We start from the raw sequence: 14,193 nt of genomic DNA, 5'->3' as shown, positions 1-14,193 counted from the left end.
AATAACTCAGGCACATGAACGTAACTATACTAGGTGGCGGTGCCTGGGGAACTGCGATAGCAATTCACCTCGCTAAATACAATGATTCAAAAATCTGCTTATGGGTAAGAGATACCCATAACGTACAAACGATGCTTGAGGCTCGTGAAAACACACAGTACCTACCCGGCATAAAATTACCACCTAACTTAGAAATTACAGATAATTGGGATTTAGCCTTAGGTCAAGCGTCCACCAGTAAAGACTTAATTGTGATTGCCACACCCTTAGCGGGATTAGAGGAAATTACTTTAAAGCTAACGCAGAGAACCTTACCTTTACCGGACGTGGTCCAGCATTGGATTTGGTTATGCAAAGGCATTGATGCTGATTCAGGTATGCTGCCTCACGAAATAGTACAAAAAGTACTTGGAGAACAAGGAAAATTAGAATCTGTTCACTACGGCGTTTTATCGGGTCCTAGCTTTGCAAAAGAAGTAGCGCAAGGCTTGCCTTGTGCGCTCACTGTTGCAAGTCAATTTAACGATTTGAATGAAATGACCCAGGTACTTTTCCATCAAAAATCTATGAGGATTTATGTCTCTGATGATGTTACTGGGGTAGAGCTTGGGGGCGCGATAAAAAATGTTTTAGCCATCGCGACCGGGATTGCCGATGGACTTCATTTAGGTTTAAATGCTCGGGCAGCGTTGATTACTCGTGGCATGAACGAAATGAGCCGTATTGGCATTGCGATGGGCGCCAAATTAGAGACTTTTTTAGGCTTGGCTGGACTGGGAGACTTGATATTAACTGCAACGGGAGATTTGTCTAGAAACCGTAAGGTTGGCATCGAATTGGCAAAGGGCCATTCCTTAGATGAAATTCTCCAGCAATTAGGGCATGTGGCAGAAGGGGTGCGTTGTGCCCAAGCTATTGAGAAACTAGCCCAAAAACATCATGTCGAAACACCGATTATTAGAACTGTTTGCGATATATTATTTAGACATGTCAAGCCCATGGATGCGGTCAATGCAATGATGTCTAGAGATCCAAAAGCAAAGTAAATTTTGGCTTCCTTGCCTAAGTTTCAAAGGCCGTTTTGAAATGCGTGTTGACGCCAAGCTTCATAGGTGACCACAGCTACCGAGTTTGAAAGATTCAAGCTCCTACTCTCAGGCATCATGGGTAAACGCCAACGATTGGTGAGAGAAATCTGACTACGGACCTCCTCCGGTAAACCACTTGTCTCATTACCAAAAATCAAAAAATCACCAACTTTAAAAGTTGCTTTCGCAATAGAGTGACTTGACTTGGTGGTCAGTGCATGCATTTGTTCAGGGCGCGGTTGCACAGTACTAATGAAATCAAGCCAACTTTTGTGAACTTGAAGGTTGGCGAACTCATGGTAATCAAGGCCGGCACGTTTTAATTTTGAACTCTCAAGCAGAAAGCCTAGGGGCTCAATTAAATGAAGGGTACAGCCCGTGTTGGCGCTAAGGCGAATAATATTCCCCGTATTTGCGGGAATTTCTGGGTGAACTAGGACAATATTGAACATGTTTGTGTTTTCTTATTTGGCACTCGTATCATAATCCAATTACTAACCCAAAGTGCGCCTAAGGACTTCAATGCTTTAGCAAAGTGATGATAAATATATTCTGATTCCATGAGATTGCCAACCACCCCGATACGTAAGTGGGCGATTGAATGGACCAAGCTTGGATTGAGCTCAATTTGAAAGGGACTTTGATTGGGTGCCAACATGCTCGCTTCAGGATAGGAGTCCAGTAATGCAGTCAGGTAAGGGATATTCCTGCTCCTAGATAGTAATTTAGTCATCTCAAGGTTGCTCTGGTAACCGCGTAATTGTGTCGCACTTAAGGGTTCAGGCATTGGAATCAGCAAATCCACTGGTGAAAACTCTTTTGAAACCATTTTTTCCCAAGCTAAAAAAATCCCTTTCGACTGTTTTAAATTCCCATGTAGATGAAATTTCTTCATTAAAGGAACTAATCTAGAGTGCTCAGAACTCAAAGAATGAGTTGCATCAAAAGCCCAATGAGCGACACTACATCGTTTACATACCCAAGCATGGTGGGGATTAGCGCAAATCACACATTTCTTAGAGGAAATTTCTCTGAATAGACTTGTTTGACAATGTAGACAAATTACGTCTTTTTGCCTCTGATTACAAATAAGACATGCACAAGGGGCAAAGATTTTTAAAAACTCAAAAATCGGGCGATAATTCAATATTTCCTCGGTAAATAGTTTAATCATATGGGCGTAGTTCAAAATAAGATCATTGATAACCCATTTTTATTGTGGGTAAAAACCGAGCTATCACAACGGATGGCTCAGAATCTGGCATTTATCAAGATTGAACCTAAACGGATATTTCTCGAAAATAAAATCGCTACAAATGCTGTCAAAGAATTAAAGGCAATTTATCCCAAAGCATCTTTTGCAGCGAATTTTAAGATTCGCAAAAGCCTCATTGAGTCCATTCTTCAATTAAAAGCCTTCTTCGCAAAGAAAGCTCCTAAAAATAGCCACTTATCAAAATATGATTTAATTTGGTCGAGTAACCTCGCTATTCCAAAGCATGAGATGACCGAGTCACAAATAAAAGCTTGGAACGAGCTCAATGCCGATGATGGTTTGCTGATGCTGACTTATTTAGGCCCAGATACAGCTAAGGAATTCCAAGAAATCTTTTTGAGTAAGCCAGATATCGTTGATATGCACGATTTTGGTGACTTATTAGTACATTGCGGTTATTCAGATCCGGTGATGACGATGGAATATTTAAAATTGGAATATGAAAATATCGAAATTTTGTTTAAAGAGTTGAAAGCTTTAAATCTCTTTCAGGGAATGAATGAGGTTCATGAAAATAAAGATATCGTCGAAAAAATTACTAAGTTAAGAAACTCCGATGGTAAATGGAGTTTAACTTTAGAAATTGTTTATGGACATGCTTGGAAAGTTGTAAAGAAAAAAGAACATATTGTTAAAATTGACGCAAATTCAATCTTGGTAAAGAAAAAGTAGTTTTAACCAAGGTGTTTTGAACATAATTAATTCTTGAAGTGAAGAAAGAAGTAATTAAAAACTACCATGTCAGCGGGATATCAAAAATAAATAATATAATATGATTCTAAATTATAAAAATCTTCAATTGCTTAGGAAGAAAATGAACTTGAACACTACTACAACACGCCTCGTTACTGGGGTTATTGCTTCTATTGGCGGTTTATCAGCATCCTTTGCTGCGTTAGCTTATAACGATATGCCAGGTGGTCCAGCCGTTAGACAGTTAAATTTCGCAGCTCCTGTGACCAAAATTATGGAAGAAATCCATTGGTTACATTGGTTCATGATGATTATTTGTGCAGTAATCTTTATTGCTGTTTTTGGCGCAATGTTTTATTCCATTTTCAAACACAGAAAGTCAAAAGGTAGCAAGCCAGCTGATTTCCATGAAAGTACTACGGTAGAAATTATTTGGACAATCATTCCATTAATTATCGTTATTGGTATGGCTCTTCCTGCTACTAAAACTGTAGTAGCGATGAAAGATACAACGAACGCTGATATCACCATCAAAGCGACTGGTTATCAGTGGAAGTGGGGCTACGACTATATTAAGGGTGAAGGCGAAGGAATCGCTTTCCTATCTACACTATCAACCCCGCGTGATCAAATCAACAACTTGGCAGAAAAGTCAGACACCTATTTAATGGAAGTTGACAATGAAGTAGTTGTGCCAGTTAACAAAAAGATTCGTGTGATTACAACTGCAAACGACGTTATCCATTCCTGGACTGTCCAAGGCTTTGGTGTTAAGCAAGATGCGATTCCTGGTTTTGTCCGCGACGCATGGTTTAAAGCAGAAAAAATCGGCACTTACCGCGGTCAGTGTTCAGAGTTGTGTGGTAAAGAACATGCGTTTATGCCAATCGTTGTAAAAGTCGTATCTGATGAAGACTATTCAGCTTGGGTTTCAAGTAAGAAAAAAGAAATGGCGGCATTAGCGGATGATCCAAGTAAGACTTATACCTTGGAAGAAGCTAAAGAACGTGGTGCAAAAGTTTATGCAGCAAATTGCCAAGTATGTCACCAGCCAAATGGTAAGGGTGGTGGTGCATTCCCAGCTTTAGATGGCTCAAAAGTAGTGAACGGTCCAAAAGAAGGTCAATACCAAATCTTGTTGAACGGTAAAAATGCTATGCCTAAATGGGCAAGCCTATCAGATACAGAGTTGGCTTCTGTGATGACATTTACTAGAAATTCTTGGGGCAATCATACGGGTGAAGTGATTCAACCGAGTGATTTTGTAGCAGCCCGAGCAGCTAAATAACCATTCAATTTATTGAAACCAATATACTAAATTTGGAGAATTCATGAGTACTGTAACTACCCACGATACGATGCATGATCATAGTCATGATCATGCTCACGCGATGCCAACAGGCTGGAGAAGATGGTTATTCGCAACGAACCACAAAGACATCGGTACGATGTATCTTGTTTTTGCAATGATGAACTTGTTTGCTGGCGGAACAATGGCTTTGTTGATCCGTTTAGAGTTATTTCAACCTGGTTTGCAGTTTTTACGCCCAGAGTTTTTTAATCAGTTAACTACATTGCATGGTCTAGTGATGGTTTTCGGTGCCATCATGCCTGCGTTCGTAGGTTTTGCAAACATGATGATTCCATTACAAATTGGTGCATCCGATATGGCTTTTGCCCGGATGAACAATTTTAGTTTCTGGATTATGCCGGTAGCTGCAGCCTTGTTGCTTGGTTCATTCTTGGCTCCCGGTGGTGCAACTGCTGCGGGTTGGACTTTGTATGCACCTTTATCTGTGCAAATGGGTCCTGGTATGGACATGGCGATTTTTGCAATCCATTTGATGGGTGCTTCATCCATCATGGGTTCAATTAACATTGTTGTCACTATATTAAACATGCGTGCACCTGGTATGTCACTCATGAAGATGCCGATGTTTTGTTGGACTTGGTTGATTACAGCTTATTTGTTAATTGCTGTGATGCCAGTTTTAGCTGGTGCGATCACTATGGTATTAACAGATCGTCATTTCGGCACAAGTTTCTTCGCAGCATCTGGTGGTGGTGACCCAGTCATGTATCAACATATCTTCTGGTTCTTCGGACACCCTGAAGTGTATATTATGATTTTGCCTGCGTTTGGTATTGTTAGCGAAGTAATTCCTACTTTTGCACGTAAGAGATTATTTGGTTATAGCTCGATGGTTTATGCAACAGCATCCATCGCAATTTTATCTTTCATCGTTTGGGCTCACCACATGTTTGCAACTGGTATGCCAGTTACAGGCCAATTATTTTTCATGTACGCAACGATGTTGATTGCAGTTCCGACAGGCGTGAAAATTTTTAACTGGATCGCAACAATGTGGCAAGGTGCAATGACTTTTGAAACACCAATGTTGTGGGCAGTGGGCTTTATTTTCGTGTTTACCATTGGTGGCTTTACAGGATTGATCTGCGCAATGGCACCGATTGATATTGGTATTCAAGATACTTATTATGTCGTAGCTCACTTCCATTATGTGTTGGTAGCGGGATCATTATTCGCCATGTTCTCGGGTTTTTATTACTGGGCGCCGAAGTGGACCGGTTATATGGTTAATGAGACTCGTGGCAAGATTCACTTCTGGGGTTCAATGATTTTCTTTAACGTTACTTTCTTCCCTATGCACTTTTTAGGATTAGCTGGTATGCCAAGACGTTATGCTGACTATCCGGTTCAATTTGCAGACTTCAATATGATTGCATCGATTGGTGCGCTCGGTTTTGGTCTCTCACAATTGTATTTCCTCTTATTTGTAGCATTGCCTACTTATCGTGGTGGTAAAAAAGCAGAAGCCCAATCTTGGGAAGGTGCTGAAGGTTTAGAGTGGACTGTTCCGTCACCTGCACCATTCCACACGTTTGAAACTCCACCGGTTTTTAACAAATAAGACGGATATGGAATCTGACACTAATAAAATTGCTGTAACTAAAACATCATCCGCTAATAAGCGGATGGGTTTAACTTTATTAAGTATTGCGGTTGTTTTTTTTGCCTCAGTCATCATAAAAAAAATGATTGTAGGATAGGTCGAAGAGGTGCTACGTTTAGCTAATTTAAATCGTCAAATGTCAATGAAGTTAGTTGTTGTAACTGTCTTGATGTTTGGTTTTGGTTACGCATTAGTACCAGCTTATCGGGCAATTTGTGAGTTAACAGGGATTAATGTAGTTACTAGTAAAAGTGAGTATGGCATTCGGGCCTTTGGAGCGAAATCTGTCAAAGAAAACACCCAAATCCAGACTGACAGAATAGTAACCATTGAATTTGATTCGAATGTAAAAGGTCTTCTCCGGTTTAAGCCGATGCAGCGTTATTTGGAAGTGCATCCCGGGGAAATCACCCAAATTGTGTATGAAGTTGTAAATGAGCAAGATCGAGTAGTCGTTGCACAAGCAATACCAAGTTATGCCCCAAAAGTTGCGACACAATACTTTACAAAGTTAGAGTGTTTCTGTTTTCAACAACAGACTTTGCAACCGAAAGAATCAAGGCAAATGCCGGTAATGTTTGTAATTGATAAAGATTTACCAAAGGATGTAAAAACGATTACTTTGTCTTACACGTTTTTTGAGATTCAAGGGGCAACACCCGTGAGTCGAAATGAAGTTAAACCATCGAGAATTTAAAGAAAATTAATGCCTGATAACCAACCCCGCTCCGCATTTTTACAGTCGATTGTCGCGGTATTATGGGCGTTTTTAGGTGTTAGAAAAGGTGATGGTCAAAAGCAAGATATGGCCTCACTATCGTTTGTTCATGTAATAATTGCAGCAGTCATAGGCGTACTCATTTTCATGGGAACCCTATTGTTAATTGTTAAATTAGTTTTATTAAAATAGCTTATCAATATTCGTTTTTAGGAGCACATTATGTCGTCAACACCTACTCAAGCCCCATATTATTATGTGCCTGAGCCCTCAAGACACCCAATCAGGGCTAGCCTTGGTTTATTAGCCTTTGGCTATGGAATGTCTCAGTGGGTCAACGGCAGTCAATGGGGTGCTTACCTTACTGGATTAGGAATTCTTTGGGTACTGTTTGTTTTGTATCAATGGTTTGGTGATGCAATTGCTGAATCTGAGGGTGGTTTAAACAGTGTGAACGTAGATATTTCATATCGTTGGTCCATGAGCTGGTTTATCTTTTCAGAAATCATGTTTTTTGGCGCATTTTTCTCATCCCTGTTTTATGCTAGAAATATTGCCATGCCTTGGTTGGGTGATATCGATAGCCACTTACTTTGGCCTAATTTCTCAGCCGTTTGGCCAAATGCTGGTCCTGGTGGATTAGTTGATACATTTGAAACAATGGGCCCTTGGCCAATTCCGTCAATCAATACAGCAATCTTGCTGACATCTGGTTTGACAGTTACATGGGCACACCACGCCTTAAGAGCAAATCATCGTAAGCAAGCAATTCAAGGTTTAGCTTTAACTGTTGGCCTTGGTTTTATCTTTGTATGTTTGCAAGTTTTCGAATATGTTCATGCTTATCATGAGCTGAATTTAAAGTTAACCTCTGGTATTTATGGTTCAACATTCTTCATGCTAACGGGCTTCCATGGCTTCCATGTAACCCTGGGCGCTATTATGTTGGCAGTTATTTTACGTCGCTTAATTAAAGGCCACTTTACCGCCGATAATCATTTCGGCTTCGAAGGCGCTGCTTGGTATTGGCACTTTGTTGACGTAGTTTGGCTTGGCTTGTACTTATTAGTCTATTGGATGTAACACAATTGAAATCAAACCGCTGTTCTTACAGCGGTTTTTTTTCGTCAACTTAGCTGCCGACTCTGATTCCAGTACTCTGAATCCATCCCATGTAGTGGGAGAACCAAACAGTAGCGAATAGAAAAATGGATAAACCGATTCTTAGAAATAAGGATCTGACCATATTGGAGCTAGATCCTTTATCTCGCATCATAAAAAATAAAGCAGAGCCAAGACTCAATAAGATACAAATAAAGATAATTGGGATTAGTATTCTCATATATCAATTATCGCTTGAAAAATAAAAATGATCCAATACTCCATTCGCCAAGACATTGGCCAACGCAAAACAGCATTTGTAGCAATGGTGCTATTGGTATTGTTAGGTATAGGGCTTGGTAATTGGCAGTTACATAGAGCTGAGTACAAAGAAAATTTAGCTAGCAATATTGCAAAAAAAGAAAAACAAAACCCATTATCGGCATCAGATAAAAAGTGGGAATTAACTGACGCCATTTATCATCAAATCATCATTGATGGTTATTGGTTGAGTGCTGAAGGAGTTTGGCTGGATAACCGTCCTCATCCACAAGGACGGGATCCCATCACGGGAATAACTACAGGCTTTAATCTATTGATGCCAATGAAAATCAAGGTAAAAGAGCAAGACTTTATTATTTGGGTTAACAGAGGTTGGGCACCAAGAAATTTCTCGCAAAGGGATGTGGTTCCTACAGTAAATGATATCAATACGAAAGTCCAAATTCAAGGCGTTGCATTTGCTGATGCTGGGAAAACCTATAATTTTGGACAAGAGGTAGATGCGAAAGCAAGTGATGGAAGAAGGCTATTACAAAATTTCTCGATAGCCAATTTCTCTCAAAAAATTAATCTTCCATACCAACCTTTCATCGTCCGTCAGGATAGTGAAGGTAATGATGGCCTAGATCGAAATTGGTCTAAGATGGACTCTGGTGCGTCAAAACATACAGCATATGCAATCCAGTGGTTTGCATTATCCATAATGACCTTTTTCTTTTGGCTAATTACAGGATTACGCAAGCAATCGAAAAGATTGGGATAATAGTGAATTGTTAACAATTCTGAATCTATGAATCAAGATACTCCACTCATTCCAGCTTCAAAGATAAATTCAAATCCAAAAGTGCACTCCAAAAAAGGGCGTTGGCAAATGTTTTTGCTATTAATGGTTTGTGCCGCTCCAGTGATAGCTTCTTACATTACTTTTTATTTGATTAAGCCCACCGGCGGAAAAACAAACTATGGAGAATTAGTTTTTCCGGTTGAACCAGCGCCAACGGAGTTTTTATTACCAATTGTGCAGGGTAAGTGGACTTTGCTGATGGCAAGACCGGCACAAAATTGTGAAATTGATGAAGCAAATTGCCTTAAACAATTATTCCTGATGCGCCAAGTACGAGCCGCGATGGGAAAAGAAAAATTACGCTTACAAGTACTTTGGTTAGTCAGTGATGAGGCTGAAGTGAGTGAAAATATTTTGAAAGCATATGACCCCGAAATTGCCGGCGTAAAAATTATTCATATGCCAAAGTCAGGTGCTGAAAGAGAGCAATTAGATACTTGGCTAAATAGCCATCAAAACCCGAAGGCAATCCAGTTGTTAGATCCAAATGGTGCTCGGATGATGCAATATCCAGTGAGTGAAGAGGGACCTGTCTTTAATAAAATGCGTAAAGATATTGAGAAACTTCTGAAGTGGAATCCCACAGGAAAGACTGGCGCATAATTATGTCGATGATGTTGGTCATTCAACTAGCGATAATCGCTCTTTTTTTAGGGTCCATCCCATTTGCTATCAATGCCTATAAAGGGAGTTCGCTTGGTTTGTATCGGTTAAGTTCGATCACGATCTTTATTACTTTTGATTTAATTCTATTTGGGGCATTTACCCGATTAACTGATTCTGGTTTGGGATGTCCTGATTGGCCAGGATGTTATGGTCATTCAAACCCTCTACTTGCCTCAGAACAAATTTCTCTTGCACAGTCACAAATGCCATTTGGCCCAGTGACACAAAGTAAAGCTTGGATTGAAATGCTACATCGCTACTTTGCTAGTGGTGTTGGATTTCTAATATTAAGCATAGCAATCATTACTTGGATTAATCGGCAGAAATTAGGGCAATTTGTCACAAGTTTATCAATCGGTTTGTTTTTTTTAGTCTGCTTACAAGGTGCTTTTGGTGCCTTTACTGTCACTTTAAAACTGCAACCATTAATTGTTACAACCCATCTTTTATTGGCACTTTTACTGTTGGGAGCTCTAGTGGTTTTAAATCACATGACGAATCCTCATCAAGCGCAGGAAAAAAAAGACCCTCATTATTCTGCACTTTATGCCTTGGGTTTAATGCTCGTTTGTTGCCTGCAAATTTTTTTAGGCGCATGGGTCAGTACAAATTATGCTGTCTTAGCTTGCCAAGACTTTCCTACCTGTAATGGCAGCCTTGTGCCAGCAATGGATTTTCAAAACGGCTTTACATTTTGGCGGGAACTCGGTAAGACCGTGTCAGGAGAGTATTTGCCAATAGAGGCTTTAATTGCAATTCATTGGTTACACAGAGTCTTTGCTGGGATTGTATTTATATCGATTACATTCTTTTATTTCCACTACCGAAAATTAAGTCAATCTGGCACTTCGGATTGGCATTTAGCATTAAATAAGTGGTTAAAAGTATTAGCTAGTGTTGCCGTATTACAATTTGCCACTGGTCTATCAAATGTCGTGCTGCAATGGCCGTTAATTGCAGCATTAATACATACAGGTGGGGCAGCCCTTTTAATCGTTGCGACAACCAAGTTACTATTGTTAGCACTACCAAAACCAACCATTATTAATGAGTAATTTAAAATCCCCTTCAATCCCTAAATGGCGTCAATACTATCTGTTGACCAAGCCTAGAGTTACCCAATTAGCGGTGTTTTGCGCCATCATTGGGATGTTTTTAGCAGTGCCTGGCATGGTGCCATTAAAACCTTTAATCGGCGGCTCAATTGGTATCTGGCTCCTTGCTAGTGCGGCATTTAGTGTGAATTGTTTGATTGAGCAAAAGGTCGATGCCAAGATGAAGAGAACTTCATGGCGTCCTTCAGCAACTGGCGATGTCACCGTATCGCAAATATTAATTTTCTCTGCAATCCTTGGTGCCTTAGGGATGGTGTGTTTATGGTATTTCGCCAATCCCCTGACGATGTGGTTAACTTTTGTGACCTTTGTGGGATATGCAGTTATTTATACCTGGATACTGAAACCAGCGACACCTCAAAATATCGTGATCGGCGGCCTATCAGGTGCAATGCCACCTGCCTTGGGTTGGGCGGCTGTTGCGAATGACTTATCACCAGAAGCTTGGTTACTCGTGTTGATTATCTTTGCATGGACACCACCACACTTTTGGGCTTTGGCACTTTATAGAAGAGAAGACTATGAGAAGTCTGGCTTACCAATGTTGCCAAATACTCATGGTGAAAGGTTCACCTTACTGCATATTATTCTTTATACCCTCATCCTTTTGGCGGCTTCTATCTTGCCCTTTGTTTACCAAATGAGTGGTTATTTATATTTAACGAGTGCACTGATTCTTGGAGGCATCTTTTTATGGTATTCCTTACAGCTTTATTATCATTACTCCGATCAACTCGCTAAAAAGACATTTAAATACTCCATTATTTATCTTTCTATCTTATTCTTAGCGTTATTGGCAGACCATTATGTTTAATCAAACGAACTTCATTCGGATTTTAAGATTTTCGATTGTGTTTTGCGCTGTATCTTTTCTAACAGCATGCGATTTTTCAGCAAAAAAATTCTTTAATACTGATATTACTGGAGCGAGTTCATTCAACCCAAATTTTGAGTTAGTCGATCAGCTTGGTAATGTAAGACATTTATCAGACTTTAAGGGAAAAGTAGCCATTATTTTTTTTGGTTACACCCAGTGTCCTGATGTTTGCCCTACGACTTTGATGGAAATTAAAGAGGTTGTAGAGCTGTTGGGGAAAGATAAAGACAAGCTGCAAGTAATCTTTATCACTGTCGATCCAGAACGTGACACGCAAGAAGTTTTAGCGCAATATATACCAAGCTTTGACCCTAGCTTTTTGGGGCTTCGACCAGCCACTCCTGAGGCTTTAGAGCAAGTAGTAAAAGGCTTTAAGATTTTTGTCCGAAAGGAGTCTACTCAGGATGGAAAATACTACACCATGAGTCATACTTCAGGTAGTTATGTGGTTGATCAGGATGGGAAGTTAAGGCTATTTATCAAACACAATCAAGGCGCTCAAACTTTAGTGAATGATTTAAAGCAATTAATCAATTAAGCGCCTAAGGCAGAGCGCATTTTTTTGAGAGCAGTAGCTTCAATTTGGCGAACTCTTTCCGCAGAAATATGTAACTCATCAGCTAAATCATGCAAAGTAAGTGGGGTGCCACCAACGATGTTTGGTAACCAACGGGATTCAATGATTCTACGTGAACGGTCATCTAAAGAAGATAACGCTACTTGAAGCCCTTCTAATTCTTGATGCATATCTTCTTGCTTCATGAGAACCTGAGTAGGTTCAAGACTAGAATCAGACATCCAACTGCCTTGTTCACGCACTTCACCATCATCATTCTCAGGCTCTAGGGCAACGTCTGCTCCTGAAAGACGAATTTCCATTTCACGCACATCATGTTGATTCACATCAAGCGCTAAGGCTAGATCTCTGACTTCATCAGTACTTAATGCATTTAAAGTAGGCTTATTACTTCTTAGGTTAAAGAATAATTTTCTTTGGGGCTTTGTTGTTGCGACCCGGACTAAACGCCAATTTTTTAAAATAAACTCATGAATCTCAGCTTTAATCCAAAAAATTGCATAGGAAACTAAACGAACACCTTGATTCACATCAAAGCGTTTCACAGCTTTCATTAAGCCAATATTTCCTTCTTGAATAAGATCAGCATGGGGAAGGCCATAACCTAGATATTGTCTTGAAACAGAAACAACCAAACGTAAATGACTGAGAATGAGTCTTCTCGCAGATTCTAAGTCGTTTTCATCCTGGAGTTTTTTAGCAAATTCAATTTCTTCGGCCGCCGTCAACATGGGCATCTGATTTACAGCTGAAATATAAGACTCTAGGGTGCCTACACCACCAGAGGGCAAAACCGGCATTTGTGGAATGAGCGAATTACCCTTCTTTTTAAAAGGTGCCACTTCATTCTCTAAATGGGTTAGGTTCGCAGTCTTCATACTATCATTTTAGCACTCCTATTTAAAGAGTGCCAACAATTTTAAAGCAACAAATGCTGCTAGCATATTTAATAAACTTGGAAAATACTTAGCTTGTACTGGTGGGATACGGTGTTCGTGAGAATTTTTTACCGAGATTAAAAATGGTAAAGACAGAGTCTTAGATCGTCAGTCTAATCACTCACTAACTCTTTGGCGAAAGCATCCGCCTCAAAAGGAATTAACTGCTCAACACCTTCACCAATGCCAATAGCCATGATTCGCGGCAAAATATGGCTAGAAGCTAAAACATGAGCAATCGCGCATAAAACTCCACCTTTAGCCGTACCATCCATTTTGGTAATAATCAGACTTGATAAATCAAGCGCTTCATGGAATGCTTTAACTTGAGAAACACCATTTTGACCCGTATTACCATCAAGAACGAGGACCGTATGATGAGGCGCGGATGGAATTAGTTTTTGAATAATCCGCTTTACCTTCTTCAACTCTTCCATCAAATGACTTTGAGTGGCTAAACGACCAGCAGTATCTATGACTAGCACGTCAACATTTCTAGCAATTGCAGCCCCGATAGCATCATGAGCTACTGTTGCAGCGTCACCAGTGGTTTGATTAATCACTTCAACTTGATTGCGTCGGCCCCATTCACTCAATTGCTCTCTAGCCGCCGCCCTAAAAGTATCGCCAGCTGCTAGTAAAACTTTCTTATTTTGGCGTTGAAGAGCGTAGCAGATTTTACCAATACTGGTTGTCTTACCAGCGCCGTTAACTCCCACAATTAACCAAATTTCAGGATGATTTGTAGGGGAATGTGAAATAAGCGGATTGTTAGTAAACTCTAAAGGTTGGAGAAGTTTAATGATTAACTTTTCTAAAGCAGACTTTAAAGTACTACCGTCATCAATCTTTTCTTTTTTTGCGACAGTTCGTAGTTGAGAAATGAGGTCACTGCTGGCATGGATACCGACGTCTGCTAATAAAAGTGACTCCTCCAATGACTCAAATAGTTCTTCGTCAACACGAGATCGTTTGAAAATAGAAGAAAGTGATTTACGTAGTCCGAACATAGATTAGTATTTTAAGCGAAGAAATAGGGGTTT

18 protein-coding genes are annotated in these 14,193 nt (G+C 40.0%); 13 read left to right on the top strand and 5 right to left on the bottom strand.

The window, feature by feature from the left end; all coding sequences use genetic code 11:
• Positions 1-14 precede the first annotated feature (14 nt).
• A complete protein-coding gene (locus tag B8983_RS09715) occupies positions 15-1,046 on the top strand; it encodes an NAD(P)H-dependent glycerol-3-phosphate dehydrogenase (RefSeq protein WP_084283959.1) in 1,032 nt (343 codons plus the stop codon).
• Positions 1,047-1,069: 23 nt separating this feature from the next.
• Here the strand turns inward: B8983_RS09715 and B8983_RS09710 are convergent, their stop codons facing one another.
• Together B8983_RS09710 and B8983_RS13890 are read right to left on the bottom strand one after the other, a co-directional pair.
• On the bottom strand, positions 1,070-1,540 hold the full coding sequence (locus B8983_RS09710; RefSeq protein ID WP_084283958.1) for a tRNA (cytidine(34)-2'-O)-methyltransferase: 471 nt from the start codon (positions 1,538-1,540) through the stop codon (positions 1,070-1,072).
• Complete coding sequence (locus tag B8983_RS13890) at positions 1,522-1,983, bottom strand: hypothetical protein (RefSeq protein WP_143736157.1); 462 nt, start codon at positions 1,981-1,983, stop codon at positions 1,522-1,524. Before B8983_RS13890 ends, B8983_RS09710 begins: the two co-directional genes overlap by 19 nt.
• Positions 1,984-2,262: 279 nt before the next feature.
• Here B8983_RS13890 and B8983_RS09700 point away from each other — a divergent pair, with 279 nt between their 5' ends.
• From B8983_RS09700 to B8983_RS09675, 7 genes are all read left to right on the top strand, one after another.
• The gene (locus tag B8983_RS09700; RefSeq protein ID WP_084283956.1) at positions 2,263-3,036 is read left to right on the top strand and encodes a methyltransferase domain-containing protein; all 774 of its coding nucleotides are present in this window, start codon (positions 2,263-2,265) and stop codon (positions 3,034-3,036) included.
• Positions 3,037-3,178: 142 nt separating this feature from the next.
• Positions 3,179-4,345, top strand: coding sequence for a cytochrome c oxidase subunit II (gene coxB / locus B8983_RS09695; protein ID WP_084283955.1), 1,167 nt, complete (start codon positions 3,179-3,181; stop codon positions 4,343-4,345).
• Between the two features lie 43 nt (positions 4,346-4,388).
• Positions 4,389-5,990 (top strand): cytochrome c oxidase subunit I, encoded by a 1,602-nt coding sequence (gene ctaD / locus B8983_RS09690; protein ID WP_084283954.1) that lies wholly within the window; start codon positions 4,389-4,391, stop codon positions 5,988-5,990.
• A 7-nt stretch (positions 5,991-5,997) separates the two neighbouring features.
• Positions 5,998-6,129 (top strand): cytochrome oxidase small assembly protein, encoded by a 132-nt coding sequence (locus B8983_RS14385; RefSeq protein WP_369405856.1) that lies wholly within the window; start codon positions 5,998-6,000, stop codon positions 6,127-6,129.
• A 9-nt stretch (positions 6,130-6,138) separates the two neighbouring features.
• Entirely contained in the window at positions 6,139-6,729 is a 591-nt protein-coding gene (locus B8983_RS09685) for a cytochrome c oxidase assembly protein (protein WP_304442180.1), read from the top strand.
• A 9-nt stretch (positions 6,730-6,738) separates the two neighbouring features.
• Positions 6,739-6,942, top strand: a complete 204-nt coding sequence (locus B8983_RS09680; protein WP_084283953.1) for a DUF2970 domain-containing protein — start codon at positions 6,739-6,741, stop codon at positions 6,940-6,942.
• Between the two features lie 30 nt (positions 6,943-6,972).
• Positions 6,973-7,833: a cytochrome c oxidase subunit 3 gene (locus B8983_RS09675; RefSeq protein ID WP_084283952.1), complete on the top strand. Its 861-nt coding sequence runs from the start codon at positions 6,973-6,975 to the stop codon at positions 7,831-7,833.
• A 49-nt stretch (positions 7,834-7,882) separates the two neighbouring features.
• On the opposite strand, the gene B8983_RS09670 is transcribed toward B8983_RS09675, so the two are convergent.
• Positions 7,883-8,092: a twin transmembrane helix small protein gene (locus B8983_RS09670; protein WP_084283951.1), complete on the bottom strand. Its 210-nt coding sequence runs from the start codon at positions 8,090-8,092 to the stop codon at positions 7,883-7,885.
• Between the two features lie 27 nt (positions 8,093-8,119).
• On the opposite strand from B8983_RS09670, the gene B8983_RS09665 reads away from it, so the two are divergent.
• From B8983_RS09665 to B8983_RS09645, 5 genes are read left to right on the top strand one after another with little or no spacing between them, the layout of a single operon-like run.
• On the top strand, positions 8,120-8,896 hold the full coding sequence (locus tag B8983_RS09665) for an SURF1 family protein (RefSeq protein WP_084283950.1): 777 nt from the start codon (positions 8,120-8,122) through the stop codon (positions 8,894-8,896).
• Between the two features lie 27 nt (positions 8,897-8,923).
• Positions 8,924-9,580, top strand: coding sequence for a redox-active disulfide-containing membrane protein (locus B8983_RS09660; protein WP_084283949.1), 657 nt, complete (start codon positions 8,924-8,926; stop codon positions 9,578-9,580).
• Between the two features lie 2 nt (positions 9,581-9,582).
• Positions 9,583-10,698: a COX15/CtaA family protein gene (locus B8983_RS09655; RefSeq protein WP_084283948.1), complete on the top strand. Its 1,116-nt coding sequence runs from the start codon at positions 9,583-9,585 to the stop codon at positions 10,696-10,698.
• On the top strand, positions 10,691-11,572 hold the full coding sequence (cyoE, locus tag B8983_RS09650; protein WP_084283947.1) for a heme o synthase: 882 nt from the start codon (positions 10,691-10,693) through the stop codon (positions 11,570-11,572). Before B8983_RS09655 ends, cyoE begins: the two co-directional genes overlap by 8 nt.
• Positions 11,565-12,173, top strand: coding sequence for an SCO family protein (locus B8983_RS09645; RefSeq protein ID WP_084283946.1), 609 nt, complete (start codon positions 11,565-11,567; stop codon positions 12,171-12,173). The genes cyoE and B8983_RS09645 overlap by 8 nt, the downstream gene beginning before the upstream one ends.
• Here the strand turns inward: B8983_RS09645 and rpoH are convergent.
• Both rpoH and ftsY read right to left on the bottom strand, forming a co-directional pair.
• Positions 12,170-13,090 (bottom strand): RNA polymerase sigma factor RpoH, encoded by a 921-nt coding sequence (gene rpoH / locus B8983_RS09640; RefSeq protein ID WP_084283945.1) that lies wholly within the window; start codon positions 13,088-13,090, stop codon positions 12,170-12,172. The genes B8983_RS09645 and rpoH overlap by 4 nt on opposite strands.
• Before the next feature lie 173 nt (positions 13,091-13,263).
• On the bottom strand, positions 13,264-14,160 hold the full coding sequence (gene ftsY / locus B8983_RS09635) for a signal recognition particle-docking protein FtsY (protein WP_084283944.1): 897 nt from the start codon (positions 14,158-14,160) through the stop codon (positions 13,264-13,266).
• Positions 14,161-14,193 lie beyond the last annotated feature (33 nt).

The sequence above is a fragment of the Polynucleobacter kasalickyi genome (genome assembly GCF_900176405.1).
Lineage (GTDB): Bacteria > Pseudomonadota > Gammaproteobacteria > Burkholderiales > Burkholderiaceae > Polynucleobacter > Polynucleobacter kasalickyi.
The sequence above is the reverse complement of the archived record's forward strand: the minus strand, read 5'-3'. Positions and strand labels throughout refer to the sequence as shown.

Excerpts from the sequence above, each read along its gene's own strand:
- B8983_RS09715 (WP_084283959.1), top strand. The coding sequence starts at position 15 with ATGAACGTAACTATACTAGGTGGCGGTGCCTGGGGAACTGCGATAGCA.
- B8983_RS09710 (WP_084283958.1), bottom strand. The coding sequence starts at position 1,540 with ATGTTCAATATTGTCCTAGTTCACCCAGAAATTCCCGCAAATACGGGG.
- B8983_RS13890 (WP_143736157.1), bottom strand. The coding sequence starts at position 1,983 with ATGAAGAAATTTCATCTACATGGGAATTTAAAACAGTCGAAAGGGATT.
- B8983_RS09700 (WP_084283956.1), top strand. The coding sequence starts at position 2,263 with ATGGGCGTAGTTCAAAATAAGATCATTGATAACCCATTTTTATTGTGG.
- coxB (WP_084283955.1), top strand. The coding sequence starts at position 3,179 with ATGAACTTGAACACTACTACAACACGCCTCGTTACTGGGGTTATTGCT.
- ctaD (WP_084283954.1), top strand. The coding sequence starts at position 4,389 with ATGAGTACTGTAACTACCCACGATACGATGCATGATCATAGTCATGAT.
- B8983_RS14385 (WP_369405856.1), top strand. The coding sequence starts at position 5,998 with ATGGAATCTGACACTAATAAAATTGCTGTAACTAAAACATCATCCGCT.
- B8983_RS09680 (WP_084283953.1), top strand. The coding sequence starts at position 6,739 with ATGCCTGATAACCAACCCCGCTCCGCATTTTTACAGTCGATTGTCGCG.
- B8983_RS09675 (WP_084283952.1), top strand. The coding sequence starts at position 6,973 with ATGTCGTCAACACCTACTCAAGCCCCATATTATTATGTGCCTGAGCCC.
- B8983_RS09670 (WP_084283951.1), bottom strand. The coding sequence starts at position 8,092 with ATGAGAATACTAATCCCAATTATCTTTATTTGTATCTTATTGAGTCTT.
- B8983_RS09665 (WP_084283950.1), top strand. The coding sequence starts at position 8,120 with ATGATCCAATACTCCATTCGCCAAGACATTGGCCAACGCAAAACAGCA.
- B8983_RS09660 (WP_084283949.1), top strand. The coding sequence starts at position 8,924 with ATGAATCAAGATACTCCACTCATTCCAGCTTCAAAGATAAATTCAAAT.
- B8983_RS09655 (WP_084283948.1), top strand. The coding sequence starts at position 9,583 with ATGTCGATGATGTTGGTCATTCAACTAGCGATAATCGCTCTTTTTTTA.
- cyoE (WP_084283947.1), top strand. The coding sequence starts at position 10,691 with ATGAGTAATTTAAAATCCCCTTCAATCCCTAAATGGCGTCAATACTAT.
- B8983_RS09645 (WP_084283946.1), top strand. The coding sequence starts at position 11,565 with ATGTTTAATCAAACGAACTTCATTCGGATTTTAAGATTTTCGATTGTG.
- rpoH (WP_084283945.1), bottom strand. The coding sequence starts at position 13,090 with ATGAAGACTGCGAACCTAACCCATTTAGAGAATGAAGTGGCACCTTTT.
- ftsY (WP_084283944.1), bottom strand. The coding sequence starts at position 14,160 with ATGTTCGGACTACGTAAATCACTTTCTTCTATTTTCAAACGATCTCGT.